We start from the raw sequence: 24364 nt of genomic DNA, 5'->3' as shown, positions 1-24364 counted from the left end.
ATGCTGCGTTCATACAACATGTTTTATAAAGAGCGTTAAACGTTATCGGCGCCGAAAAGACCACCCATGAGGAGTGCAAGGATGAACGCAAGCAAGATTTTACAGCAGTTGATGCAGCAAGCGGGCGGGAGCCAGAAGGGCGGTAGCAGTAGCGGTGTCGATGTGAAAGGCATGCTGAGTGGGCTTTCCAAACAGTTGGGCGGTGGTAGTGGTCAAGGCAGCAGCTCATCCGGCGGCTTTGATGTCAAAAGCCTGTTGGGTGGCGGTGCCATGGGCATGTTAGTGGGTTCTAAACGGGGCCGCAGCATGGGTGGTAAGGCATTGAAATACGGCGCCATTGCCGGAGTAGGCGTACTGGCCTGGAAAGCATGGCAGAGCTCGCAAGCCGCAAAGAACAGCAACGGTCAGCCTGGCAATGCGCAAGCCAATGCCGCGGAAGGCGAGCGGGTCGACGTGCTTAGCGGTGACGTTCAAGAACGGCGTAGCCTGGAACTGCTACAAGCGATGATCATGGCGGCGCGCGCCGATGGCCACATTGACGAGCAAGAACAGGCATTGATCACTGAGCAAATCGACGCCCTAGGGGCTGATCAGGAAATGCATCACTGGGTAGAGCAGCAGCTAAAGGCACCATTGGATGCCCAGGCGCTTGCCCGTGAGGCAGACTCCCCGCAGGCCGCACGCGAGATGTATCTCATCAGCGTCGCGGTAACCGACGATCAAAATCCCATGGAGCGCGCATGGCTGGACCAATTAGCCAGCGCACTGAACTTACCCAAAGAGATGACCACCGAACTTGAACGTCAAGCCGAGCAGGCGGGTTAATGCTGGATACGGTTAATTTTTGGCTAGCCACCGGCTTTGGATTGGGCCTATCGCCGTTTGCAGCGGGCGCTTTGGGTTCACTGATAGGCATTCCGTTGGCATGGTGGCTACTGGGCCGCCCGATAGGTCAGCAAGGTATCGTTATCGCTTGTTTACTGGTGCTTGCGGTGCCCGTTTGTCACGTCGCCGCGAGACATTATGCCGGGTTGGATCATGGCAGTATCGTGGCCGATGAATATGTGGCGTTCCCGCTGACAGTCATAGGGTTAGCTGCCGCACGCCATCCCGTGGCAATAGCGCTAGCGTTTGGTGTATACCGCTTTTTTGACTCGGTAAAACCGCCACCCATTCAGCTAGCTGAGTATGTGCAGGGTGGTTTTGGAATTGTTTTAGACGATGTTATTGCCGCTTTGGTAACGTGGTTAATCATGGCAATCGGGTTAACGCTTTGGCAGCGCAGAGCCACCCGCCAACGCCTGGAGTGACTCATAAAAGCACAGAGTGGCCCATAAAAACGCCGCAAGCCTACATAAGAGAAGGAGTTGCGGCGTATTTTAGTTAACGGCTAAATCCAACAAGACTTAACGCATTACTCTTGAACGACAATCACCGATTTTGCATTGACGAATTCATGCATGCCAAAGCCACCGTGCTCACGACCGTAGCCGGAATTTTTAACGCCGCCGAAGGGCATTTCCGGTGTGGCGACACCAAACCCGTTGATAAATACCATGCCGGTATCAAAGTACTTGCTGGCAAGTTCTGTCGCGCGCTTAACGTCTTTGGAGATAATGCCACCGCCCAAGCCATAGCGGCTATCGTTGGCAATGCGCATGGCGTCTTCGTCATCTTTGGCACGAATCAACGCGGCGACCGGGCCAAACAGCTCATCATCATAAGCGGGCTGACCGGGGGACACATTGTCGAGCACAGTGACCGGGTAAAACGCACCCTTGCCTGATGGCTTTTCGCCACCACAAAGAATTTTCGCGCCTTTACGAACGCTATCTTCAACCTGCTCGTGGAGATCGTCACGCAGATCAACACGTGCCATGGGGCCAAGATCGCTATCTTCCTGGGTGGGGTCACCCGCTTTAAGCGACTGCATACGAGCGACATAGCGCTCTTTGAACGCTTCATAGTTTTTCTCGGTCACTATAAAGCGCTTGGCAGCTACACAGGTTTGACCGCCGTTAAAGACACGTCCCGTTACGCAAGTGTCTACCGCTACGTCTAGGTCAGCGTCATCAAGCACTAAGAACGCATCGTTAGAACCCAGCTCAAGTACGGTCTTTTTCAGGTATTCAGCAGCCTTGGCGGCAACTTTGCGGCCTGCACCGTCGCTGCCTGTTAGGGTAACGCCACGCACAGCAGGGTGTGCAATCACTTCGTCAGACACATCGTGCGATATCAGCAGCGTACGGAAAACATTTTCAGGCAGACCCGCTTTGCGATAAATTTTTTCCAGCAACAAACCGCTGCCGGTAACGTTTTCAGCATGTTTAAGCAGTACACCGTTACCCGCCATAAGATTGGCGATAGAGTAACGTACGACCTGATAGGCCGGGAAATTCCATGGCTGGATGCCGTAGATAACACCCATCGGAGAATAGCTAACAATGCCGCGTTCACCGTTGCTAGGTTGACGCTCTTCATCAGCTAGTTTTTCCGGGCCATGCTCGGCAGTGTAGTCGCAGATGCCGGTACATAGATCAACTTCCTGACGGGCTTCGGAAGGCAGTTTGCCCATCTCCTTCACCATCAGGTCGACAAGCTCGTCTTTATGTTCCTGCAGCGCTTGGCCGATTGCTTTAACCGTTTTAGCACGGTTCTCCAGCGATTCTAGGCGCCAATCGAGAAATGCCTCGTAACAGGCATCGACTACCTGCTTCGCTTCATCGCTATTCATCAGCGTGTAGGTATCGAGTGTTTCGCCGTTAGTTGGATTAATCGTCGTAATGCTGTTGCTCATAAGATCTCCTATCTATAGATCAACGTTTGGGTCAAAACGCCCAGCTCCTGAGCGCTTAGCCGACCGGTCTAATTTATATGCAACCACTCTAGTACACATTGAGCGTCTATGCATAATTAAGCGCTCACCGTCGGGCAGCGAATTAATCGATGAGTTCCTCCTTTGAGATGATTGGCCTAGTCCAGCCGATGCGGCCATACCTCATCCAACGTACTGAGGGCTGCGTTTACGGTCGGTTCGGCTGCGCTATCATGACGCCATATAAAGCTTAACGCGCAGGGTAGACGAATATTGTCTGCTACGGCCAGACCGCTCTCCTGGCGTTCAGCCATGGCCAGGGCATCGCGGGCCAAGCTTAAACCGACGCCCGCACGCACCAAGTCGAGCATGCAAGCCTCCTGATCAACCTGGGCTACGCGATTGGGCATCGCGCCGCTTTTGGCTAGCGCCTGTTTCAGCAGACGGTGGTGGGCTGAATCTTGTGGCGTGACAATCCAGGGCAGCGTGGCCAAATGTTCCCAGCGGGTATCAATAAGCCGCTTTTCCCAGCCCGCTGGGGCAATCACATGGTAATCAAAATGCGTCAGCTCGCGCCAAGCCAACGTCTCATGTCCTTGTTCGCGTTCGAGCCCAGGACCTTGGCCGGGTGGCGACAAGTAAAAACCGACATCTAAATCGCCCTGTTCAATACGATTCAGCACACTGCCGCTCATCCCGTGGTGCAGTTCGGTTTCTAACTGCGGGGCGCGTGCCATCAGGCGACTTAAAAAGGCGCCTAGGCGGAGAAATTCGGGGTCGACGATGGTGCCAATGGTGAGCTTGCCGCGAAGCGTGTTGTGCAGCGCACCGGCGGTTTGTTCAAAGGCGTGAGCGCTGGCCAGGGCCTTTTCGGCGGCGGGTAATAGCGCATGGCCGTCGGCTGTCAGCGCGAGCCCCTGGGGGCGGCGGCTAAACAGGTTCAGTCCCAGATTCGCTTGTAGCTGTTTCAACTTTAGGCTAATGGCAGGCTGTGTCAGGTGTAACTGCTCTGCTGCGCGTGACACGCTCCCCGTCTTGGCAACGGCCACGAAAGCGCGCAGTGTGGCGTAGTCTTGCATGATGGGCCTCACAGCGTGGCTAAGATATTAGCAGAGCTTATAACTGGCTTTTAAATAACTCAATTGATCCGTTTGTAGAGCCCAGTAGGCTAGGTTAAACATAAATATTCCTTAGCAAGTTCTCACGCGCGTCCTCTACAACAGGTAACCCCATGACAACAAAAGCGATTCAGCACTTTATCAATGGCCAGGTCACCGCTGGTGAGTCTTCTCAATCTCAAGATGTCTACAACCCCGCCACTGGCCGCGTTACTGGCCGTGTCTCGCTCGCCTCTGCGGTTGATGTGAACACCGCCGTTGAGGCCGCCCAGGCTGCCTTTCCCGCCTGGTCGGATACACCACCGATCCGTCGTGCCAGAGTCATGTTTAAGTTTTTAGAACTGTTAAATGCCCATAAAGACGAACTGGCCGAAGCGATTACCAAAGAGCACGGCAAGGTGTTTACCGATGCCCAGGGGGAAGTCGCGCGGGGTATTGATATTGTTGAATTCGCCTGTGGTATCCCGCAATTATTAAAAGGTGACTATACCGAGCAGGTCAGTACGGGGATCGACAACTGGACGGTGCGCCAGCCGCTAGGCGTCGTTGCTGGTATAACGCCGTTTAATTTCCCGGCTATGGTGCCAATGTGGATGTTCCCGCTGGCAATTGCGGCGGGCAATACGTTTATTCTTAAACCTAGCCCGCTTGATCCCAGCGCATCGTTATTGATGGCCGACCTGCTTAAACAGGCGGGTCTGCCCGATGGCGTGTTCAACGTTGTGCAGGGGGATAAGGACTCGGTAGAAGCGTTGATTGACCATCCGCATGTCAGAGCGCTGTCGTTTGTCGGCTCCACACCGGTTGCCAATCTGATCTACGAGCGCGGCGCACGTAACGGCAAACGTATCCAAGCACTGGGTGGGGCTAAAAACCATATGGTGGTGATGCCGGATGCCCACCTTGATAAAACCGTTGATGCGTTGATTGGTGCTGCCTACGGTTCCGCCGGGGAGCGCTGCATGGCGATTAGTGTGGCGGTATTAGTTGGCGATGTGGCCGATAACGTTGTCCCGGTGCTGGCTGAGCGTGCCAACGCGCTGAAAGTAAAAAATGGTATGCAGCTGGATGCAGAAATGGGCCCCATTGTGACCCGGCAGGCCCACCAACGGATTACCAGGTATATCGAAAAAGGTGTGGCTGAAGGCGCTGAATTAGTGGTTGATGGCCGCGATTTTGATGTCTCAGCGGCGGGGGATGACTGCACTGACGGGTTCTGGATGGGTGGCACGCTGTTCGACCATGTCACGCCTGACATGACGGTCTACAAAGAGGAAATTTTTGGCCCGGTGCTGGTTTGTGTGCGGGTGCCGGATATCGCCACTGCCATTCAACTGATTAACGATCACGAGTTTGGCAACGGCGTTAGCTGCTTTACCGAAAGCGGTACAGTGGCGCGGGAGTTTGGTCGCCGTATTCAGGTCGGCATGGTGGGCATCAATGTGCCCATCCCAGTGCCGATGGCGTGGCATGGCTTTGGCGGTTGGAAGCGCTCGCTATTTGGCGACACGCATGCTTACGGCGAAGAGGGCGTGCGTTTCTACACCAAACAGAAATCCATCATGCAGCGCTGGTCGGACTCGATTGATGACGGTGCTGAGTTTGTTATGCCCACGGCGAAGTAACGCCAATACGTTACGGGAACCAGCGCATGCAAGAACCAACGAACAATAATTTCGACTATATCGTTGTAGGAGCCGGCACCGCAGGGTGCCTAATGGCCAACCGACTGAGCGCCAATCCAAACAATAAGGTGCTATTGATAGAGGCGGGGCCGCGCGATAACTACCACTGGATACATATCCCAGTAGGGTATCTCTACTGCATTAATAATCCGCGTACCGACTGGCTGTTTCGTACTGAGCCCGACAAAGGGCTCAATGGCCGTTCATTGATCTATCCGCGGGGCAAAACGCTGGGCGGTTGCTCCAGCATCAATGGCATGATTTATATGCGCGGCCAAGCGCGAGACTATGATCACTGGGCTGAAGTGGCGGGCGACGATGCCTGGAAATGGGAAAACTGCTTGCCCGATTTTATCAAGCACGAAGATCATTACCGTCTGGATGAGGGGGGCGATGCCGACGCGAAGCACCGGGATTTCCACGGTCACGGGGGCGAATGGCGGATCGAAAAGCAACGCCTCAAATGGCAGGTGTTGGATGACTTTGCCGAGGCGGCCGTTCAGGCGGGTATTCCGCGGACAGAGGACTTTAATCGCGGCTCTAATGAAGGCGTGGCCTACTTTGAAGTTAATCAGCGCTCCGGGTGGCGGTGGAACACCGCTAAGGCGTTTCTGCGACCTGCGCTCAAGCGCAACAACTTAACGTTATGGCACTCCACCCAGGTCAATCGCCTGGTTTTTGCGGGGCAAGCAGGCGCACTGCGCTGCGCGGGGATAGAGGTAGAGCGCGATGGCGAAGTGCAGCGCGTTACCGTTAGCGGGGAAGTGGTGCTTTGCGCGGGTGCTATCGGCACACCGCATTTATTGCAACTTTCCGGGGTAGGGCCCGCTGAACTGATGCGTGAACATGGTATTGAGTTAGTACATGACCTGCCCGGCGTGGGTGAAAATCTGCAAGATCACTTGCAGATCCGCTCGGTATACAAGATCACCAACGGCAAAACGTTAAATGCCATTGCCAGTACCTTATGGGGTAAAGCGGGTATTGGTTGGGAGTACCTAGTGAAACGCTCGGGGCCCATGAGTATGGCGCCTTCGCAATTGGGAGCTTTTACCCGCAGTACGGAAGAGCAAGTACACCCTAATATTCAATACCACGTGCAGCCGCTCAGTTTGGAAGCCTTTGGTCAGCCTTTACACCCGTACCCAGCGATTACTGCCAGCGTATGTAATTTGAACCCCACTAGCCGGGGTACCGTACGGCTTAAAAGCAGCAACCCGCGCCAGGCGCCAGCCATTTCGCCCAACTACCTGAGTTCACCTGAAGACCGAAAAGTGGCGGCAGATTCCCTTCGCGTCACCCGACGAATAGCCGAGCAGCCTGCATTTGCTAAGTATGCCCCTGAAGAAGTGAAGCCGGGCGTTGAGTACCAAACGGACGACGAGCTCGCTCGGTTGGCGGGCGATATAGGGACAACTATATTTCATCCCGTTGGGACTGCGAAAATGGGCCGCGAGGAGGATGCCATGGCGGTAGTCGATGGGCGGCTGCGAGTGCGTGGCATTGGCGGGCTAAGAGTGGCCGATGCGAGCATCATGCCGACAATAACCAGTGGTAATACTAACTCGCCCACGCTGATGATTGCGGAGAAGGCCGCCAGTTGGATACTTGCGGATCACTGAAAAAGCTGGCTTTTTTATTGACATTAATAGTGGGTATTGACGAGCGGAGTGGGAATGCGCAAAATAGTCGCAGTTGGTTAGCAAGTCGAACGTTATCAGCAGGATAGAAGCGCCTCAAGCGTTAAATCTGGTGAAAGTTTCTTGTTCTACCCACTGCAATTCGGGTATTTCCCGGTTTTAATGAGCTACATTGAGGATTTCGATCATGGCAACTGGTACCGTTAAATGGTTTAACGACACTAAAGGCTTCGGCTTCATTTCTCCTGATGACAATGGCGACGACCTGTTCGCGCATTTCTCAGAAATTCAAGCGGAAGGCTTCAAAACTCTGCAAGACGGCCAGAAGGTTTCCTTCGACGTCACCCAGGGTAAGAAAGGCCTTCAGGCTTCTAACATCAAAGTAGAAGGCTAAGCTTTCTTCTGAAGCTTTGCTGCTGAGATGTTAGCCATCATCGCGTAGCGCTGATTGGCCAGAAAACCCCGCCACGTGCGGGGTTTTTTGTGCGCCTATGAATTGATAAGAAGGCCCGACAGCGAATTCTATATTCTATTTTGATCTTTAAGTGTTTCTAAAAATAACTTTTTAGAATATGAGATTGGCTTCACAATACCGTCATGCTTATTTATTAAGGATGTCGTGTTTATGTCGCTGGATGCTTGGATAGCGGTAGGGGTGGTGCTTACTGTCTTTCCGTTAATGGCCTTTTCACGGCTGGGGCCGGATATTATCCTGCTGGGCGCGGTTATTTTACTGATGACGCTGGGCGTGATTGACCCACAGCAGGCGCTAGGTGGATTTTCCAATAGCGGTCTCTTCACCGTTGCCTTTATGTATGTACTGGTAGCCGGTATCCGCGAAACCGGCGGTATCGATCTAATTATTCGCTATGTGCTGGGCCGCCCTAACAGCGAAAGAGGTGCGCTGGCGCGTCTGCTATTACCCGTGGCGTTGCTGAGTGGCTTCGTTAATAATACGCCGGTAGTCGCTACTTATATTCCTGCGGTAATGAGCTGGAGTCGGCGGCTGCGCTTGTCTCCCCAGCGGTTGCTGATGCCGCTTAGTTTTGCCTCTATTCTGGGTGGCACCATCACCCTGTTTGGTACCAGCACCAACTTGGTGGTTCATGGCTTACTGCTTGAGCGCTACCCTGCGCTGGGTATGGGCCTGCTGGATTTGGCCTGGGTAGGTATTCCCGTGGCGCTAGCTGGGCTCGGCTACCTTCTATTGCTAGGGCCGCGTCTACTGCCTGCCAGGAAAGGGGTGGCCAGTGCGTTTGCCAATCCCCGCGAGTTCACTATCGAAATGGAAGTCGATCCGACGGGTGTACTGGTAGACCGCACCGTAGAAGAAGCGGGCCTGCGTCACTTGCAGGAACTGTTTCTCGTTGAAATAGAGCGGGCGGGTAACGTGGTCAGTGTGGTGGGGCCTGGCGAGCAACTCAAAGGGGGCGACCGGTTGGTGTTCACGGGCACCAGCGATGCTGCCGTGGAGTTGCAGCAAATTCGCGGTTTGATACCATCGCGAGATGACACTTCCAGTTTAGAAAAAGAGTTTAAAGAGCGCCGCTTGGTCGAAGCGGTGGTGTCTAACCAATGCCAATTTATTGGCCAGCGAATACGGGATGGCCACTTCAGAACCTTGTATGGCGCAGCGGTGCTGGCGATCTGCCGTGGCGGCGAACGCGTCAAAGGAAATCTAGGCCAGGTGCGGCTACAACCCGCCGATGTACTTCTGCTCGAAGCTCGGCCACCGTTTATTGAGCGGCACCGCCAGTCGCGTGACTTCTTGTTGATTAGTGAGCTCAATGGCGCAGCCCGTCCGATCCATGAAAAAGCCCCGCTAGCATGGGGCCTGCTGTTTGGCGCCGTGTTACTCGCCGCCTTAGGCGTGCTGAGCATGCTTAACGCCGCTATGTTAGGGGCGGCGCTAGCGCTTTTAACGGGGTGTTGTTCGGTAGGTGCTGCTAAACGTGGGCTGGATACCCAAGTGTTATTAACGATTGCGGCATCGTTTGGTGTGGGGGCTGCGCTGCAAAGCTCTGGCGCCGCTGAAGTGATGGGCAGCGGGGCGCTAACCTTCGTGGCGGGCAATCCGCTGCTGTTATTGATAGGCACCTACGGCGTGGTCGCGCTGCTCACAGAGTTAGTGACTAATAATGCCGCAGCCGTGATTATTTTTCCGATTGTAATGAGTGCTGCAGAAAGCTTGGGGGTAAGCCCGATGCCCTATGTCGTGGCGATAATGTTTGCTGCCTCAGCAAGCTTTTTAACCCCCATCGGCTATCAAACCAACTTAATGGTTTACGGCCCAGGAGGTTATCGCATGGGCGATTTTCTGCGCCTTGGCAGTGGCTTAAATATATTGACCGGTGCGATAGCGCTATTCTTGATTCCCCTGATCTGGCCTTTTTAAACGTACTATGGCCCTTTTAACCAGGTTATGGCCCTTTTAAATCGTGCTGCCCCTCGCTGTTAACACGTGTTTGCGCTAGGGTGACGCTTTTTGAATAAGGAATACGATGTCATGACTGCTCCTGGCGAACTGGTTATTGAGCCGAAAGATGGTCAACCCGCCGATGCGTGTGTGTTTATCATTCATGGCTTAGGTGCGGACGGACACGATTTTGAACCGCTGGTACCCGCGTTAGCGTTACCCAAAGAAGCGCATGTGCGCTTTATCATGCCCCATGCGCCACGTCTGCCAGTAACGATAAATGGCGGTATGGTCATGCCCGCTTGGTACGATATTTTAGCCATGGATTTAGGGCGTCGCGTTGATGAGAATCAACTTAAGAAATCTGCTGAGCGCATCCAAGCGCTGATTCAGGAACAGATTGATCAGGGCATTGATAGCCAGCGCATTATTGTGGCGGGCTTTTCGCAAGGTGGTGCTGTCGCCTATCAAGCAGCGCTCACGTTCCCTGCACCGTTGGGGGGCTTGTTGGCCATGTCGACGTACTTCGCCACGGCAGACAATATTGATCTCGCGGAAGCCAATCGCCAGATCCCGGTGGAAGTCCAGCACGGTAACTTTGACCCCATCGTGCCTGAGAGCCTGGGTCGCAGCGGCGCCGATCGTTTAAAAGCAATGGGCTACGCAGTCAATTATCGCCAATACCCAATGGCACATGCCCTTTGCCCGCAGCAGATTAACGATATTGGTAAGTGGCTAAGTACTCGCTTAAGCTAACGTTTGACCTTTGAACCACCTACAATGCAGGCTCCGTAAGCGCCTATTCGTGCCCGATGCAAGGATGTAGCGAAACGAATGATAGCTTCCTTTAATGCGATAGAAGTGCTGTTGGCGCTGTTCCTAACGGGGTCGGCGTTGGTTTGCCTGTTTGACCGTCACCTAGTCCGCGCCTGCTGCTTCTTCGTCGCGTTTGCTATTGCCATGTCGTTGGCATGGTGGCAACTGGGCGCGCCTTGGCTGGCAGCTGTTGAGCTGGTTCTAGGTGTCGGGCTGACAGGGCCCTGCTTTTTTTATGCCCTGGGTCATGTTTCGCCTGATACGTCAGCCCCGTTAAAACACGATAAATTTAGCGAGCATAGGTCGCGCGTGGCCATGCGTGTGTTATTGGCGATGGCTTGGTTTGTCATGGTCGGCGCGGCGATTCGCTATGTAATAGCCGACATGGTGTATTCACCTTCTGAGCATCCGCTGCTGCTTTCAGGCGTGGTGATTGCCGCGACTGCCTTGGCAGCGTTTGCGCTACACCGCCATCTGCTAAGACGCTTGTTAGCGTTTAATTTGCTTGGTTCAGCGGTGTTTATGCTATTGGCTGGCGTGGCGGGCACTTCGGCGTCTGCTCAAGCATTGATTAGCGTAGGGCTGCTCGTCGCCTGGTTAGGATCGCTATTGGGCGCTTTATTGATAAGGCAGCTTTTGCGTTTGGAGGGGGTAGAGGCGCTTGGGCGTGACGGCGAGCCCAAGGAGAAAGCAACATGACCTGGCGCTTTGGTCTCTTCGATAGCACCTTTGCGCCACTGGTCACTACCCACTGGGCACTCGTGGCCGCACTTGTTTTACCTCTGTTGCTGGGGTTGCTGGCGGCCCTGTTTCCACCGAAGCGTGCCTGGCCCGTCGTGCTCGCCAGCGTACCGATATTGGGCTCTGGTTGGCTGCTGCTATCGGCCTTTGGTGAGGCGGGCTTACTGCGTTGGCAGTGGGAGATAGCCGGTGTTCTCCTATCGCTACGCTTAAATGGGCTGAGTGTGCTGTTACTGCTGACGACGCAAGGGATCGGTGTTGCAGCAGCTCTTTACACACCTGGGCATTTGCGCTTAACCGACCCTGCACCACTAGCACGCTGGCTGTGGCCACTGATGGGTATCGTGATCAGTGCGCTTTCACTAATTTGGCTAGCCACTGATCTGCTCACTCTTTACGCTGCGTTAGAGCTGATGGGGCTGGCAGCGGTAGGCATGCTAATGCTGTCGGGGAAAGTGCCTGCGCTAGTGGCGGGTATGCGTTACTTACTGTTGGCATTGGTGGGGTCGCTAACGTATTTACTGGGAGTCGCCCTGATTTTAGGCCACTGGGGCCGGTTGGATTTACAGGGCTTAGCGGAGGTAATAGAACCAGGGCCGGTGGCATGGTTTGCCGCCGCGATGATAGGCGCTGGTCTGGCTTTGAAAGCCGCGTTATTCCCCTTGCATGCGTGGCTCACGCCGGTGCACGAGAACGCCTGGACGCCGGTAAGTGCACTGCATGCGGCGCTGGTCATCAAAGCGTCGCTGTTTATGCTGTTGCAGCTCTGGAGCATCCTACTGCCTGATACGTTCTATGCGCCACGCATCATTGCCTGGTTAGGGCTACTGGCGATTGTATGGGGTGGTCTATTGGCGTGGCGTACCGACTCGCTTAAAACCTTGGTCGCTTCGTCTACCGTGGCTCAGCTGGGTTATCTGATGGTGGCTTTCCCGCTGCTGCTGGGTCCGGATATCGCGCCGCTACCTCGCGCCTTAGCCTGGGAAGGATTTTGGCTACAGTTAATAGGCCACGCCTTTGCTAAAGCAGCGATGTTTATGGCGGCCGGTAACCTAATACTAGCAACGGGGGAGCACACCCTTAAGGGGTTGGCAGGGACCAGCCGACGCTTGCCCCTTTCGCTATTAGTCTTCGGCATTGCGTCCATTACCTTAATGGGTCTACCCCCAAGCTCTGGTTTTACTGCTAAGTGGCTGTTGCTTGAGGCGATGATTATCACTCAGCAGTGGTGGGCAGTGGCGGCGTTATTAATCGGCACGCTGTTAACAGCGGCCTATGTGTTTCGTATGTTTCGTTACTCCTTCGATGAAACGGCACCGCGCCATCGCCATCAACCCTTGATGCCAGGTATGGATTTCATCGCACTGGTTCTCGCCTTGACGGCCTTTGGGTTAGGTCTTTTAGCGCATTTCCCATTGGGGTTGATGCATGGAGGTGGCCCATGAATGCCGCGTGGTTACCGCTGACTGCCTTGGCCACCTCGGTAGTGGTCGCCGTGATTATTTTTGCGCTACCGGAAGAGTTCAGGCGGCTGCGCACGACTCTTAACATTGGGGCAGCGGTAGTTAAAGTTCTATTGGTCACCCTGATGGTCAGGCGAGTCGCTGCGGGTCATGAAGATATCTTTAGCTTCCAAGTCATTGGGGGGCTTGATTTTGTACTGCGCGTCGATGCACTCGGTGTGATGTTCGCCATGCTATCGTCACTGCTTTGGCTATGTACCACGATTTATGCCATTGGCTACTTGGAAGGCTCTGCCAACCGGAAGCGGTTTTTTGGTTTTTTTAGCCTGTGCGTAGCGAGCACCATCGGCATTGCGCTCGCCGATAATCTGTTTACCTTCCTGGTTTTCTACGAAATGTTGACGCTCTCCACGTACCCGCTAGTGGTCCACCGTGGTACGGAGCAAGCTCTTAATGCAGGGCGTGTTTATTTACGCTACACGTTAAGCGCGGGGGTGGTACTGCTGCTGGGTGCGGTGCTGTTGTATAGCCTGACCGGTGATCAATCATTCTCGTCGGAAGAAGGCTTGGGCGACTATTTTAATGATCATCGTGGTCTGCTAACGCTGATTTTCGCCTTATTAGTGGGTGGGCTTGCGGTTAAGGCCGCCATGGTTCCGCTGCAAGGCTGGTTGCCAAGAGCGATGGTGGCGCCTGCCCCGGTAAGCGCGTTACTGCATGCAGTGGCGGTGGTTAAAGCAGGGGCCTTTGGAATTCTGCGGGTCGTTTATGACCTTTATGGTATTGAGCTCAGTGTTGAACTGGGCGTTATTACTGGGCTAGCGGTGGCAGCCTCTATTACGATTATTTATGGCTCGCTAAGGGCCATTGCTCAGCAGGAATTGAAACCACTCCTGGCGTTTTCTACGGTCAGCCAAGTCGCCTACGTTATTCTTGGTATAGGTATCTTTGGCCCTTTTGGTACGGTCGGGGCGCTCGCGCATTTGCTGCATCAGGGCTTGATGAAAGTCACGTTGTTCTTCTGTGCAGGCAACTATGCTGAAGAGCTGGGCATTCATCGCATCGATGAAATGGATGGCGCCGGTAAACGAATGCCGTTGACCAGTATCGCGTTTACAATTGGTGCGTTAGGCATGATTGGCCTCCCTCCCGTGGCTGGATTTATTACTAAGTGGTATCTCGGGGTTGGCGCGATACAAGCTGAGATGTATTGGGTTGTCGTGGTATTGGTCGCGAGCAGTACGCTCAACGCTATCTATTTTCTGCCGATCCTGCACCGTTTGTGGTTCCGCTTAGGTCCCTCTCATGGCAAAGGGAAGTGGCCTGAAGAGCAGCGTCTTGGTCGTTTCGAAACGCATGCATGGCTGCTTTTGCCTATGGTATTTACCGCCTTGATAAGTTTGGGGGCAGGGCTCTTTGCCGGGCTGCCCTTTAGCCCCTTGGACTGGGCTGCCCGTGTAGCCAACGGGGAGTACCTGCCATGATGACACTGCTGCTTACGCTGGCCCTTTTATGGCCGTTAGGTGTCATTGGCCATGCCGTTTGGTTCACCTGCCGGGCGCCCTCTAAACAGCGCGACTACTTTTCAGTGTTGTGGCTAAGCGCTGCTTGGCCAGCACTGTTGTTGGCCTACGGCGGTGAAGCGCAGTGGACACTCGATGCTTGGATGCTGGGCGGTGAATGGGCGTTAAATTCGCTCAGCCGCCCATGGCTTGCATTTACTGCATTGCTCTGGAGTTTAGCGGCGGTACATGCGCGAGGCTACTTTACGGCGGAGCAGGCGCAAGCCCAGACGGGAGATCAAGATGCACAACGGCGCCTGCTGCGCTTATCTCTGCTGTGGCCGTTAACGCTGCTGGGCAATGTGCTGCTCATTATTGCCCAGGATATCGCCAGCTTCTATTTGGGTTTTGCGCTGATGACCTTCGCCGCCTATGCCTTAGTGGTGCACAGCGGGACACAAGAAGCTCGGCTAGGGGCCAAGGCCTATTTGGTGTTAGCCGTGGTGGGAGAAGGGCTCATTTTAGGCGGCTTTTTATGGTCCGCTGGTGAGGCCGACACGCTTACGTTGCAAGGTATACGTGAGGGGATTCTAAACGCTGAGCAGGGTGCGTGGATGGCTGCCTTGTTATTCATTGGATTTGGCGTAAAAGCAGGCGTTATCGGCGTACACGTATGGCTGCCGTTAGCGCACCCGGTGGCGCCTGCGCCTGCCAGCGCCGTGCTTAGCGGGGTGATGATCAAGGCGGGACTACTGGGCTGGATTAGTGTGCTGCCCTTAGGCCACGAAGATATTTCAGATACTTTAGTGCAATTTGGTAATTTCATGTTAGTGGCCGGGCTGGTGGCCGCTTTTGCCGCAGCGCTGTATGGCGTTTTTCAGCGCCATCCCAAAGCTGTTTTAGCTTACTCAAGTATCAGTCAGATGGGCATGATGACAGCGCTAGTGGCGATGGGATTAGTCGCACCGGACGTTTGGCCATTGCTCTGGCCGGGAATAGTATTGTTTGCGGCTCATCATGCACTGGCTAAAGGTTCCTTATTTATGGGCACCAGCATTAGTGAGCATCTGCCCCGTTGGCCGTTGCCAGTAATTTGGACACTACTGGCCCTGCCCGGTATATCGCTGGCGGGTGCCATCGGTGCAGGCATGGTCAGCAAGTGGGGGTTTAAAAGTCCGCTTTATGAGATGCATCATGAATTCCTGATCAAGTGGCTCAGTTGGGCGGCCATAGGGACGGCGGCATTGGTAAGCGTTGCTCTTTGGCGTCAGTGGCAGCAGCGACAACGAGGGGGGAGTAATCGTTGCCAGTCGGGTGCTTGGTTGGTTGGCATCTTGGCTGCCTTGTTGACACCACTTTGGCTTCCGCTTCCTGAGGGCAGTATTGCAATGCCACCTATCAAGGAGTGGGTGGGGCTTATTTGGCCGTTTCCCGCGGGTGTTGCTTTAGCCACATTCGGCTGGTTGTTACTTCGTCCCTTCGATACAAAAGCACCGCCTGCTGGTGAATTATGGTGGCTGTATGCAGGTTTAGTGGGCGCTACGTTGGTGCCTATTCGCATTTTTAGCCAGTATTGTGTCAAGCTGAAAGCGGCGAGCGTGGCCTCCGCGCGTAAGGCTGAAGGTGGTGTTATGGGCCATTTAACTCGGTTATTGTCCACTGAATTCTGGTTGCGCCACCATGCCAGTGGTTTGATGATGGTGCTTGCCATTTTGCTTGCAGCGCTACTTATGTGGGAAGGCTAGTGATGATACGACTACTTGCGAAGCAGTGGCCAGGCACGTACTTACCCGGCACGTACTTACCAGGACGGTATTATGCGTAAACCTACTCGAGGCCGCCATGCAGAGGCACCCGGCGAAATACCCAAGTGCGGCTGGAAGGATATTTCCTGGCGTGTGATACGTGCCGCCCGTCGTGACCGTATTACCATGCTGGCTGCTGGGGTAGCCTTCTATGCCTTGTTGGCACTGTTTCCTACCATAGCGGCGGTAATTTCACTCTGGGGGCTGCTGTTTGATCCCTATGAGGCGGGTCAGCAACTCTATGAAATCAGTCGCTTTATGCCCCCTGATGCCGCCCAATTGATTGATCAACAAGCTCAGCAAGTGGTTGAAAGCGCTAAGTCAGGTAGCTTTCTTGGTGCCCTGGCCGGGCTATTAATAGCCATGTATATTGCCTCAAAAGGCGTGGGGGTGTTGGTTATCGGCCTCAACGTGGTCTATGGCGAAAGCGAACAACGTAAGCTCCTTTACCGCACGATATTATTAACGGCACTGACCTTTGGCTTGATTTTTATGACCCTGGTCTCGTTAGGGTTCATTGCCATTGTGCCGGTATTGGTCGACATTTTGGCGATTACCTCACCGTTGGATCAAGTCCTTAAGTGGATGAGATGGCCTGCGCTGTTATTGTTGATGAGTGTTCTGATCGCGCTGCTTTACCGCTACGCGCCTTATCGGCGTTCGGCTCAGTGGAGTTGGTTAAGCTATGGCACGCTACTGGCAACGGTAATGTGGTTGTTAAGCTCCGGTGGGCTTTCGCTTTATGTGCGTTATTTCTCTAGTTTTAGCGAGCTCTACGGCTCATTGGGCGCCGTGGTTGCGCTCATGATCTGGTTTTGGCTTTCCGCCTTTGTGGTTCTGCTGGGAGCGGAAGTGAACTGCGAGATGGAGCGTCAAACCTACAACGATACCACCATTGGGGAAACGCGCCCATTAGGTGAGCGCGAAGCCTTTGCGGCAGATACCATAGGTGCTCCCCGCAATTGGAAAGGCGGAGCGGAAGACGCCGATAAAGAGTAATCCAACATCAGCTTTATACTTAATGGCGTTAGATTATCTCCCACCCTAAACCAGCGGTGAGAGATGATGGGGTTAAAGTAGTTCTTCCGCCGCTAACGCTAAGCGTGAGCGCTCTACGCTCTTCAGAGTGATATGCCCCGCGTGGGGCCAGTCACGAAAACGCTCGACCACTGCTGCCATGCCGCAGGTGTTTGCGGTTAGGTACGGCGTATCGATCTGACCAACGTTGCCCAGGCAGACAATTTTGGTATTACGGCCCGCTCGAGTAACCAGCGATTTGAGTTGTTTGGGGGTGAAGTTTTGCGCCTCATCAATGATTAAAAAAGTGTCGTTTAGGGTACGACCACGCATAAAGCTCGGCGAGCGTATCTGCACCCGCGAACCAATTAGCTGCCGCGTGGCGCCATTGTCCCAGCTTGATTCCCCCTCTTCATTGCGCAACAGGTTATCCATATTGTCATGGAAGGCACCCATCCACGGCGACATCTTCTCCTCTTCAGTGCCGGGTAAAAAGCCAATGTCTTCACCCATGGGGATCGGCGCACGGGTAAACACAATACGTTCAAACAGCTTGGCATCCAGCGTTTGCTGGAAGGCGGCGGCCAGTGTCATGAAGGTTTTACCCGTCCCTGCATTACCCGCAATGGTCACCAGATCAATATCAGGGTCCATGAGTAGGTTTAAGGTAAAGTTTTGCCGGCTGTCGTGGGCGTGGACGCCCCAAACACCTGCGTGATGACGATAGTTGGTTAGTAGTTGAAGGCGGGCCGAGGAAGGGCCCAGCTCACGAATGATTGCCTCGAACTCGGCACCGTTTTCGCTATCCGAAACCAGCATGCCAACGTGCCATTGGCGGGGCATATTGCCTGTGAGCTGATAGAAGTTGTGGTGGCCAACGCGTTCAACCGTAACGTCAACATTCAGCGCCTCCCACAGCGACTTACCATCCTGGCCTGCAGTGGCGTAGACCTGGGCACCTTCAATCATTGCATCACTATCAGAGAAGGCGCGGTCGTTGAGGTAATCCTCAACCGGTACTTTAAGTGCGGCTGCTTTAACGCGAAGGTTAATATCTTTGGTGATTAGGATGACGGAGGCGTCGGGACGCTCTTCGCGAAGGCGGCAGGTCTCCGCCAGTATGCGGTTGTCAGGGCTGTCATCGAGGGCATCGAAAAGTTTTAAGTCGTTATAGCATAAGAAGTGCAGGCGTCCTGTTTCGCCACTGATACGGGGAATGGGAATACCGCGTTGGATTTCATCAAAGGTGACTTGGCTAGTAAGGTCAGAGAGTGTACGGCTTATTTGGCGGGCCGTGCGAGCAATTTCACGAACACCATTTTTGTGCTTATCAAGCTCCTCCAGCACCGTCATGGGGATAACAACATCGTGCTCATCAAAGTGATAAAGCGCGGCGGGGTCATGAATGAGGACGTTTGTGTCCAATACATACAGCCGAGTGGCTTTCTTATCGAGTCGTACCATCGTTGGAATCACTCCTTGGTTGACGGCAACTTCGACACTGGCAGGTGCATATGACGCCCAGATGACACTTGCCTGTGTTCCTCACGTGGCGTGTCCTGGCACCTCCTTATTTAGCACTTTTTAATAGCGTGGAAGGCTTTAGCGGTTTTTGCCAATAAAATGATTTCAACGTTGTGACAGTTGTTCTGGGGCCACTTAATGCAACACTGCCAAAAAGTGCGCGACCTTGTTCAACAGAGCAGTGGCCACCACGCCGCGGTTATCGCTCTCTACATATCGGTAATAGTGGCTGTCTAACGCGAGGTCGTGATTTAGCGTGCATAAGGTGCCTGCTTCCAGAGCGCCTTTAACCAGCGGGTAAGGCAACAGCGCCCAGCCGGTTGCGTTAATCACAGCATCTCGAATCACCTCGAACATTGTCAGCCCCAGATAATTGCCTGAAAACAGCGCTTCACTAATCAGCTTGTCATCCTGCACATGGGTTAAGCATACTTGGGTGTATTGGGCTAAGTCATCGCGGGTAACGCTGGGAAGACGGCTAAGCGGGTGATGGGGCGCCGCCACTAAACGCATACTGACAGCGGCAAGGTTAGCAGCGTTGGCGTCGATGCCTTCAGCGGTATAAAGCCCAAAGGCAATATCCACCGTGTGACGCTGGACGAACTGGCTGTGTTCCTGTGGCGGCACTAGATAGACGGAAATAGCCGTTAACGGGAACTGCTGTTTTAAATCATGCATTACCTGGCGCCAAAACACTTCGGGCAAGGCGTCATCGCGGGCAATTCCAAGCTGGCTTTCAACACCTTGGAGGTGCTGGTGACAGTGCTTTTTGATACGGCTAACGCTGGTCAGCAGGCGATAGCAGTCCGGTAGTACGCTATCACCTACGGCGGTCAGTGTCAGACTGTTGCCGGAGCGCTCAAATAACGCCACGCCCAGGCTATCTTCCAGTGCATTAACGGCGGCACTCAGAGTGCTCCGCTTGAGGCCTGTATGTCGGGCAGCGGCGGCAAAGGAGCCATGCTCGGTAACATCAATAAAGGCCTGAACCTGTTCGGCACGCATAGTCGTCTCAGTTTATTTTTTGAGCGCCAGCTTATTCAGCGCTGAGCGATTCGAGGTTGTCATAACTCTCCACTATTATGGCGCATAATCAGTCTAATGTGATGGAGTTATCCGCGTGACCCCCTTTGTAGCCGAGCGCCGTGCGCTAAGATTTTCAGCCATTTCAGCCAGCCTGTTTGCGTTTACCGGGTTAGCGCTAGGGCTGACCAGCGGTTCCATAACGATTCTTTTTGACAGTGGTTATTCGCTGTTGAGCCTGGTACTGGCATCGTTATCCTTGTTTGCGCTTCAGCAGGCGCGTAAACCTGCAGATGATCACTACCCCTTTGGGCGGCTGACAGTGGAACCGCTCGCGGTGCTGCTCAAAGGCGTGGTGATCGCTATGGTATGTGTTGTATCGCTGGTATCAGCGCTGTGGAGCCTGCTTGATGGTGGCCGTCTAGTGACGCTGGATTTGGCGCTAATGTTTGGTGTGGTGAATGTGACAGGCTGCTTGTTGACTTGGTGGTGGCTGGCTCGTTATGCCCGTGTAGCACGTTCCTCCCTGTTGGCAGCCGAATTGCGTCAGTGGCAGATGGATACCTGGTTGAGTGCCGCTGTCATGCTGGGGTTTGGCTTTACCTGGTTGCTAACCCAGTCTCCCTGGGCAAGCTATGCGCGGTTTGCCGACCCGGTCATGGTGTTGATAATCGCTGGCTATTTCCTGCCTATGCCTATTCGTATGGTGAAGGGCGCGCTGCGCGAGCTTATGTTTGGTGGGTCTTGCACGAGCGTGAGGCAAGATGTCGTTGAAGACGTGGCGGATTTTGATGTTACCGCTGACGATGTTCGCCTGGCCCAGGTGGGCAGTTTCCTGATGGTCGATATCCAGTTAGACAAACAACAATTTAATGATGCGCAAGAAATTGTGGACAGTGTGGAGCAACGCTGTAAGCGGCTTAACCTTCGTCCTGTCACCAGCCTGACGCTCGTCGCTGGCTGAAGCTTAAGAAAAAAGATTGACGTGCTGTTTAAGGCAGTGCTATTTAGCGTTACCGACAATAGGTGTCGGATTTCTATTGATACGTTGAGGGTTGTAAAAACATGCCATTGCGCCGCTGTTTGCCCGTACTGCTGCTGACCGCACTGGTCGCTGGCTGTGCAAGTTCTACCATTGCCCCACGCTATACCACTGATAATCCTGATGTGATGCGAATTGGCGGTGAACGTCCTGCCAATCACGATGCAACGGTTGAAAGCGTCGGTTCTTTCTGTCTGGAGACCGTCGAACGTTGGAACGAACACGGCCGTACACCTGATGACCAAACGCTATGGGCGAAAGATACCCTACGCAAAGTGGTGCCTTGTAAGCAGTAACCGTTAATCAGTTAATGCAGAAAAAGACGCCAGCTTCGTTAAGCTGGCGTCTTTGTAAACGAAGAGGCAGTTAATCCTGTTTTTTTTCCGGCTTGCCTTTGCGCGTAGTACTCGCGAACTCTTCTAGCTCCTCCTCGCTCATCGAGTCATACATATCTTTAGACGAACCATAAAGTTCACTCGGCTTGGTTTCGCCGCGCTTAGCGGAAAGTGCCGCACCCGCTGCTTCCTGTTGCGCTTTAGATTTTGCTGGCATCGCTGGACTCCTTTCGGTTAGCTTCCATTTATCGACTGCGCTATTGAGCATTGCACTATTGAACATCGTACTGTTGAACATCGTACTATTTAGCGTAGTCGCTGGCGCACAGCTTTCCAGAAGCATCAATCAAACCTTTCACCCGTTGCAATCGGTTGACTTTCTTTTGCCTGTCGCGCTATTAACCTAAAGGGCTCAGTGCGCCGCACAGGATAATCTTTAGTTACTATCTATAGTCACAATGCCAGCAACCAAGAGAGCGACATGACACCGGCTATTAATAGCGCCAAACACGCAGGAATTGCTTTTCAGCTACATGAGTATGAACACGAAGCCGCCGCCCATTCCTATGGCCTGGAAGCGGCGGAGAAACTGGGCGTAGCCGCCCCTCAGGTATTTAAAACCCTAGTGGTAAAGTTGGATGACAAGCACTTGGCAGTAGGCATTGTGCCGGTGAATTGTCAGTTAGGTTTAAAGCAGATTGCCAAGGCTGCCGGCGCCAAGAAAGCAACGATGGCGGAACCAGCGGAAGTAGAGCGCACTACCGGTTATGTGCTGGGTGGCGTTAGCCCGCTGGGGCAAAAGAGGCGTCTGGCGACCTTTATCGATAACTCCGCAGCAAGCTTTGCCAATATTTATGTCAGTGCCGGGCGGCGCGGGTTAGAGATCGAGCTCTCGCCTAGGGATCTAGCTACCCTGAGCCAAGCCACTTTTGTACCGCTGGCAACGTGATGTCGATGTGATGGCGGCGCAGGCAGAGGCACTTTCTGGTATGGTGCCGTAACGTTTGTGCGTCTCTTGCCCTCCAGGGGGCGCACGCTGTGTTTCCGATGGCCGTCCATCGCGGCCCAAGCAAGGTAATATCGTGTCTGACTCCTCTTTCTCCTCGTTAGCGTTGCCGAACGTTCTGCTGAGCAACCTTACGTCCCTTGGCTATCATGAAATGTCGCCAGTGCAGGCGGAAAGCTTACCGCCCATGCTAGCCGGGCGCGATGTGCTGGCGCAGGCGAAAACCGGCTCAGGCAAAACGGCGGCGTTTGGTTTAGCGCTGCTGGCTAAATTGAAAGTAGAGAGCTTTGCGGTGCAAGGCTTGGTGCTGTGCCCCACCCGTGAGCTCGCTGACCAAGTGGCGGAAGAACTGCGCCGTTTAGCCCGCGGCATGGCCAATGTCAAAATACTCACCCTTTGCGGCGGTGCTCCTTTTGGGCCGCAGCTTGGTTCTCTAGAGCATGGCGCGCATATTGTGGTAGGCACGCCAGGGCGTATTGACGAGCATTTACGCAAAGGGTCGCTGACGCTGGAATCGCTTTCGACCCTGGTGTTGGATGAAGCCGACCGTATGCTGGATATGGGCTTCCAAGCGACCATCGATGACATCATTGCCGAGACGCCAACTGACCGCCAAACGCTGCTGTTCAGCGCGACTTTCCCCGATGAGCATGCATCAGGCGGGCTAACCGCAATGACGCGGGGCGTGATGCGTGAGCCGGTGATGGTTAAAATTGCCGAGGTGCACGACGCTACTACGATTCAACAGCACTTTTATAATGTTGCCAATGAAGAGGCGCGTTTTGATGCATTACGCCAGCTACTGCTGTTCTATCGGCCCGCTACCAGCGTGGTGTTCTGTAACACCAAGCGCGAAACCCAGGCAGTGGCTGAGCAGCTAACGGATGCTGGGTTTAGCGCCGTGGCACTCAACGGCGATTTAGAGCAGAAAGACCGCGACCGTATTCTGATTCTATTTTCGAACCAGAGTGCTTCTATTTTGGTGGCCACTGACGTTGCCGCGCGCGGCTTGGATATCGCCCAGTTGGATGCGGTGTTCAATTACCAAATTGCCCGCGAGCTTGATGTTCACGTACACCGGGTGGGGCGCACTGGGCGCGCCGGGGCCAGTGGTATCGCCTGCACGCTAGTGACCCCCAAAGAGAGTTATCGTCTTGAGCGACTGGAAGGTTTGCTTGAGCAACCTATTGCCACTGAGCCTTTGCCTAAACCCAAGCAGTCAGTGCCGTTTGAGCCGCCGATGGCGACGCTACAGTTAGCCGGTGGCAAGAAAGATAAACTGCGCCCCGGCGATATTCTTGGCGCGCTGACCAGCGAAGGCGGGTTGCGCGGTGAGCAAGTAGGTAAGATTAAAGTGCTGGCGCGCAGTGCCTATGTGGCCATTGAGCGCAGCGTGATTCAGCAGGCTCAGGCTAAGCTTGAGCGTGATAAATTAAAAGGACGAGCTTTCCGTGTTCGCCGTATCCGTTATTGAACGCGTACCAAAGAGGAGCCGACGCAGCTAACCATGAAAATCCCTAAACGATTACAGCCCCTTGTTGATGATGGAATGATCGACGAGGTGCTAGTGCAGCTAATGAGTGGTAAAGAGGCGCAGGTTTACGTGGTGCGCTGCGGAGAAGAAGTACGCTGTGCCAAGGTATTTAAAGAGGCCAAGCAGCGAAGCTTTAAACAGGCCGTTCAGTATCAAGAGGGGCGGAAAGAGCGCAATAGCCGCCGCTCAAGAGCGATGGCTAAAAAAACCCGTTACGGCCAGAAAGAGCAGGAGCAGGCGTGGCTGAATGCCGAAGTCGACGCGCTCTACCGTCTTGCCTCGGCGGGCGTTCGGGTGCCCGAGCCCCATGGTTTCGTAGACGGCGTACTGTTGATGGAGATGATCAGCGACGCCGAAGGCAACGTCGCGCCGCGCTTGGACGAAGTCACGCTTACCCCAGAGCAGGCCGAGACCTACTACGCCAAGGTCATTCAAGACGTGGTTAAAATGCTGTGCGCAGGCCTGATTCATGGCGATCTGTCGGAATTTAACGTGCTGGTCGATGCCTCTGGCCCGGTGATTATCGATCTGCCCCAGGCCGTTGACGCCGCCGGTAATAACAGCGCGGCCGCAATGCTGTATCGCGATGTGGATAACATGCGCAATTACTTCGGCCAGTATGCGCCCAAGCTACTGAATACCGAATATGGCAGAGAGATGTGGGCACTGTATGAAACCGGCGAACTGCATCCGGATAGTAAGCTCACCGGCCACTTCGATGCCGACACTCATATTGCTAACGTCGATGAGCTGATGGAAGTCATCGACGATGCCAAAGAGGAAGAAGCCGAACGCCAGGCGCGACTGCGTGACGATGATGACGACGGCGAGATTCCGCAGCCTTACTGAGTAGGCCATACGATAGCCTTGCGCTGCACAAAT

The 24364-nt window shown here is 54.1% G+C and carries 22 protein-coding genes; 17 read left to right on the top strand and 5 right to left on the bottom strand.

The window, feature by feature from the left end:
• The first annotated feature begins 81 nt into the window (after nt 1–81).
• On the top strand, nt 82–825 hold the full coding sequence (locus ACW44H_RS14075) for a tellurite resistance TerB family protein (RefSeq protein WP_457505155.1): 744 nt from the start codon (nt 82–84) through the stop codon (nt 823–825).
• Entirely contained in the window at nt 825–1310 is a 486-nt protein-coding gene (locus tag ACW44H_RS14070) for a phosphatidylglycerophosphatase A family protein (RefSeq protein ID WP_457505154.1), read from the top strand. The genes ACW44H_RS14075 and ACW44H_RS14070 overlap by 1 nt, the downstream gene beginning before the upstream one ends.
• Nucleotides 1311–1414: 104 nt before the next feature.
• On the opposite strand, the gene ACW44H_RS14065 is transcribed toward ACW44H_RS14070, so the two are convergent.
• Nucleotides 1415–2797: an NAD-dependent succinate-semialdehyde dehydrogenase gene (locus ACW44H_RS14065; protein ID WP_457505153.1), complete on the bottom strand. Its 1383-nt coding sequence runs from the start codon at nt 2795–2797 to the stop codon at nt 1415–1417.
• Between the two features lie 176 nt (nt 2798–2973).
• Nucleotides 2974–3894, bottom strand: coding sequence for a LysR family transcriptional regulator (locus ACW44H_RS14060; RefSeq protein WP_457505151.1), 921 nt, complete (start codon nt 3892–3894; stop codon nt 2974–2976).
• A 152-nt stretch (nt 3895–4046) separates the two neighbouring features.
• Between ACW44H_RS14060 and ACW44H_RS14055 the strand changes: the two genes are divergently transcribed.
• The 10 genes from ACW44H_RS14055 to ACW44H_RS14010 all read left to right on the top strand — a co-directional run bounded on the left by ACW44H_RS14055 (nt 4047) and on the right by ACW44H_RS14010 (nt 17000).
• Nucleotides 4047–5558, top strand: coding sequence for a CoA-acylating methylmalonate-semialdehyde dehydrogenase (locus tag ACW44H_RS14055; protein WP_457505150.1), 1512 nt, complete (start codon nt 4047–4049; stop codon nt 5556–5558).
• 26 nt (nt 5559–5584) lie between these two features.
• Nucleotides 5585–7240, top strand: a complete 1656-nt coding sequence (locus ACW44H_RS14050) for a GMC family oxidoreductase (RefSeq protein ID WP_457505148.1) — start codon at nt 5585–5587, stop codon at nt 7238–7240.
• A gap of 205 nt (nt 7241–7445) precedes the next feature.
• Entirely contained in the window at nt 7446–7652 is a 207-nt protein-coding gene (locus ACW44H_RS14045; protein WP_113271102.1) for a cold-shock protein, read from the top strand.
• 231 nt (nt 7653–7883) lie between these two features.
• On the top strand, nt 7884–9653 hold the full coding sequence (locus ACW44H_RS14040) for an SLC13 family permease (protein ID WP_447043605.1): 1770 nt from the start codon (nt 7884–7886) through the stop codon (nt 9651–9653).
• 111 nt (nt 9654–9764) lie between these two features.
• Nucleotides 9765–10430, top strand: a complete 666-nt coding sequence (locus ACW44H_RS14035; RefSeq protein ID WP_113271104.1) for an alpha/beta hydrolase — start codon at nt 9765–9767, stop codon at nt 10428–10430.
• A 78-nt stretch (nt 10431–10508) separates the two neighbouring features.
• Nucleotides 10509–11189 (top strand): hydrogenase subunit MbhD domain-containing protein, encoded by a 681-nt coding sequence (locus ACW44H_RS14030; RefSeq protein ID WP_447043606.1) that lies wholly within the window; start codon nt 10509–10511, stop codon nt 11187–11189.
• Nucleotides 11186–12676 carry a complex I subunit 5 family protein gene (locus ACW44H_RS14025; protein ID WP_457505146.1) on the top strand — a complete coding sequence of 497 codons (1491 nt, stop codon included), beginning with the start codon at nt 11186–11188 and terminating at the stop codon, nt 12674–12676. The genes ACW44H_RS14030 and ACW44H_RS14025 overlap by 4 nt, the downstream gene beginning before the upstream one ends.
• The gene (locus tag ACW44H_RS14020) at nt 12673–14178 is read left to right on the top strand and encodes a complex I subunit 5 family protein (RefSeq protein WP_457505145.1); all 1506 of its coding nucleotides are present in this window, start codon (nt 12673–12675) and stop codon (nt 14176–14178) included. The genes ACW44H_RS14025 and ACW44H_RS14020 overlap by 4 nt, the downstream gene beginning before the upstream one ends.
• The gene (locus ACW44H_RS14015) at nt 14175–15941 is read left to right on the top strand and encodes a proton-conducting transporter transmembrane domain-containing protein (protein ID WP_457505144.1); all 1767 of its coding nucleotides are present in this window, start codon (nt 14175–14177) and stop codon (nt 15939–15941) included. The genes ACW44H_RS14020 and ACW44H_RS14015 overlap by 4 nt, the downstream gene beginning before the upstream one ends.
• Nucleotides 15942–16013: 72 nt before the next feature.
• On the top strand, nt 16014–17000 hold the full coding sequence (locus tag ACW44H_RS14010) for a YihY/virulence factor BrkB family protein (protein ID WP_113271109.1): 987 nt from the start codon (nt 16014–16016) through the stop codon (nt 16998–17000).
• Nucleotides 17001–17072: 72 nt separating this feature from the next.
• On the opposite strand, the gene ACW44H_RS14005 is transcribed toward ACW44H_RS14010, so the two are convergent.
• Together ACW44H_RS14005 and ACW44H_RS14000 are read right to left on the bottom strand one after the other, a co-directional pair.
• Nucleotides 17073–18482 carry a PhoH family protein gene (locus tag ACW44H_RS14005; RefSeq protein ID WP_457505142.1) on the bottom strand — a complete coding sequence of 470 codons (1410 nt, stop codon included), beginning with the start codon at nt 18480–18482 and terminating at the stop codon, nt 17073–17075.
• Between the two features lie 195 nt (nt 18483–18677).
• The gene (locus ACW44H_RS14000; RefSeq protein ID WP_113271111.1) at nt 18678–19547 is read right to left on the bottom strand and encodes a LysR family transcriptional regulator; all 870 of its coding nucleotides are present in this window, start codon (nt 19545–19547) and stop codon (nt 18678–18680) included.
• A gap of 115 nt (nt 19548–19662) precedes the next feature.
• On the opposite strand from ACW44H_RS14000, the gene ACW44H_RS13995 reads away from it, so the two are divergent.
• Together ACW44H_RS13995 and ACW44H_RS13990 are read left to right on the top strand one after the other, a co-directional pair.
• Nucleotides 19663–20529: a cation diffusion facilitator family transporter gene (locus ACW44H_RS13995; protein ID WP_457505140.1), complete on the top strand. Its 867-nt coding sequence runs from the start codon at nt 19663–19665 to the stop codon at nt 20527–20529.
• A 101-nt stretch (nt 20530–20630) separates the two neighbouring features.
• Nucleotides 20631–20903 carry a hypothetical protein gene (locus ACW44H_RS13990; protein ID WP_457505139.1) on the top strand — a complete coding sequence of 91 codons (273 nt, stop codon included), beginning with the start codon at nt 20631–20633 and terminating at the stop codon, nt 20901–20903.
• A 70-nt stretch (nt 20904–20973) separates the two neighbouring features.
• Here the strand turns inward: ACW44H_RS13990 and ACW44H_RS13985 are convergent, their stop codons facing one another.
• Nucleotides 20974–21159 carry a DUF3008 family protein gene (locus tag ACW44H_RS13985; RefSeq protein ID WP_457505138.1) on the bottom strand — a complete coding sequence of 62 codons (186 nt, stop codon included), beginning with the start codon at nt 21157–21159 and terminating at the stop codon, nt 20974–20976.
• Between the two features lie 264 nt (nt 21160–21423).
• Between ACW44H_RS13985 and ybaK the strand changes: the two genes are divergently transcribed.
• The 3 genes from ybaK to ACW44H_RS13970 all read left to right on the top strand — a co-directional run bounded on the left by ybaK (nt 21424) and on the right by ACW44H_RS13970 (nt 24331).
• Nucleotides 21424–21891: a Cys-tRNA(Pro) deacylase gene (gene ybaK / locus ACW44H_RS13980; RefSeq protein ID WP_113271114.1), complete on the top strand. Its 468-nt coding sequence runs from the start codon at nt 21424–21426 to the stop codon at nt 21889–21891.
• A 133-nt stretch (nt 21892–22024) separates the two neighbouring features.
• A complete protein-coding gene (dbpA, locus tag ACW44H_RS13975) occupies nt 22025–23422 on the top strand; it encodes an ATP-dependent RNA helicase DbpA (RefSeq protein ID WP_457505136.1) in 1398 nt (465 codons plus the stop codon).
• 33 nt (nt 23423–23455) lie between these two features.
• Nucleotides 23456–24331: a PA4780 family RIO1-like protein kinase gene (locus ACW44H_RS13970; protein WP_457505134.1), complete on the top strand. Its 876-nt coding sequence runs from the start codon at nt 23456–23458 to the stop codon at nt 24329–24331.
• Nucleotides 24332–24364 lie beyond the last annotated feature (33 nt).

It is taken from the genome of Vreelandella sulfidaeris Esulfide1 (assembly GCF_054072535.1).
Note: the sequence above shows the minus strand (reverse complement) of the source record. Positions and strands in the feature narration are given on the sequence as shown.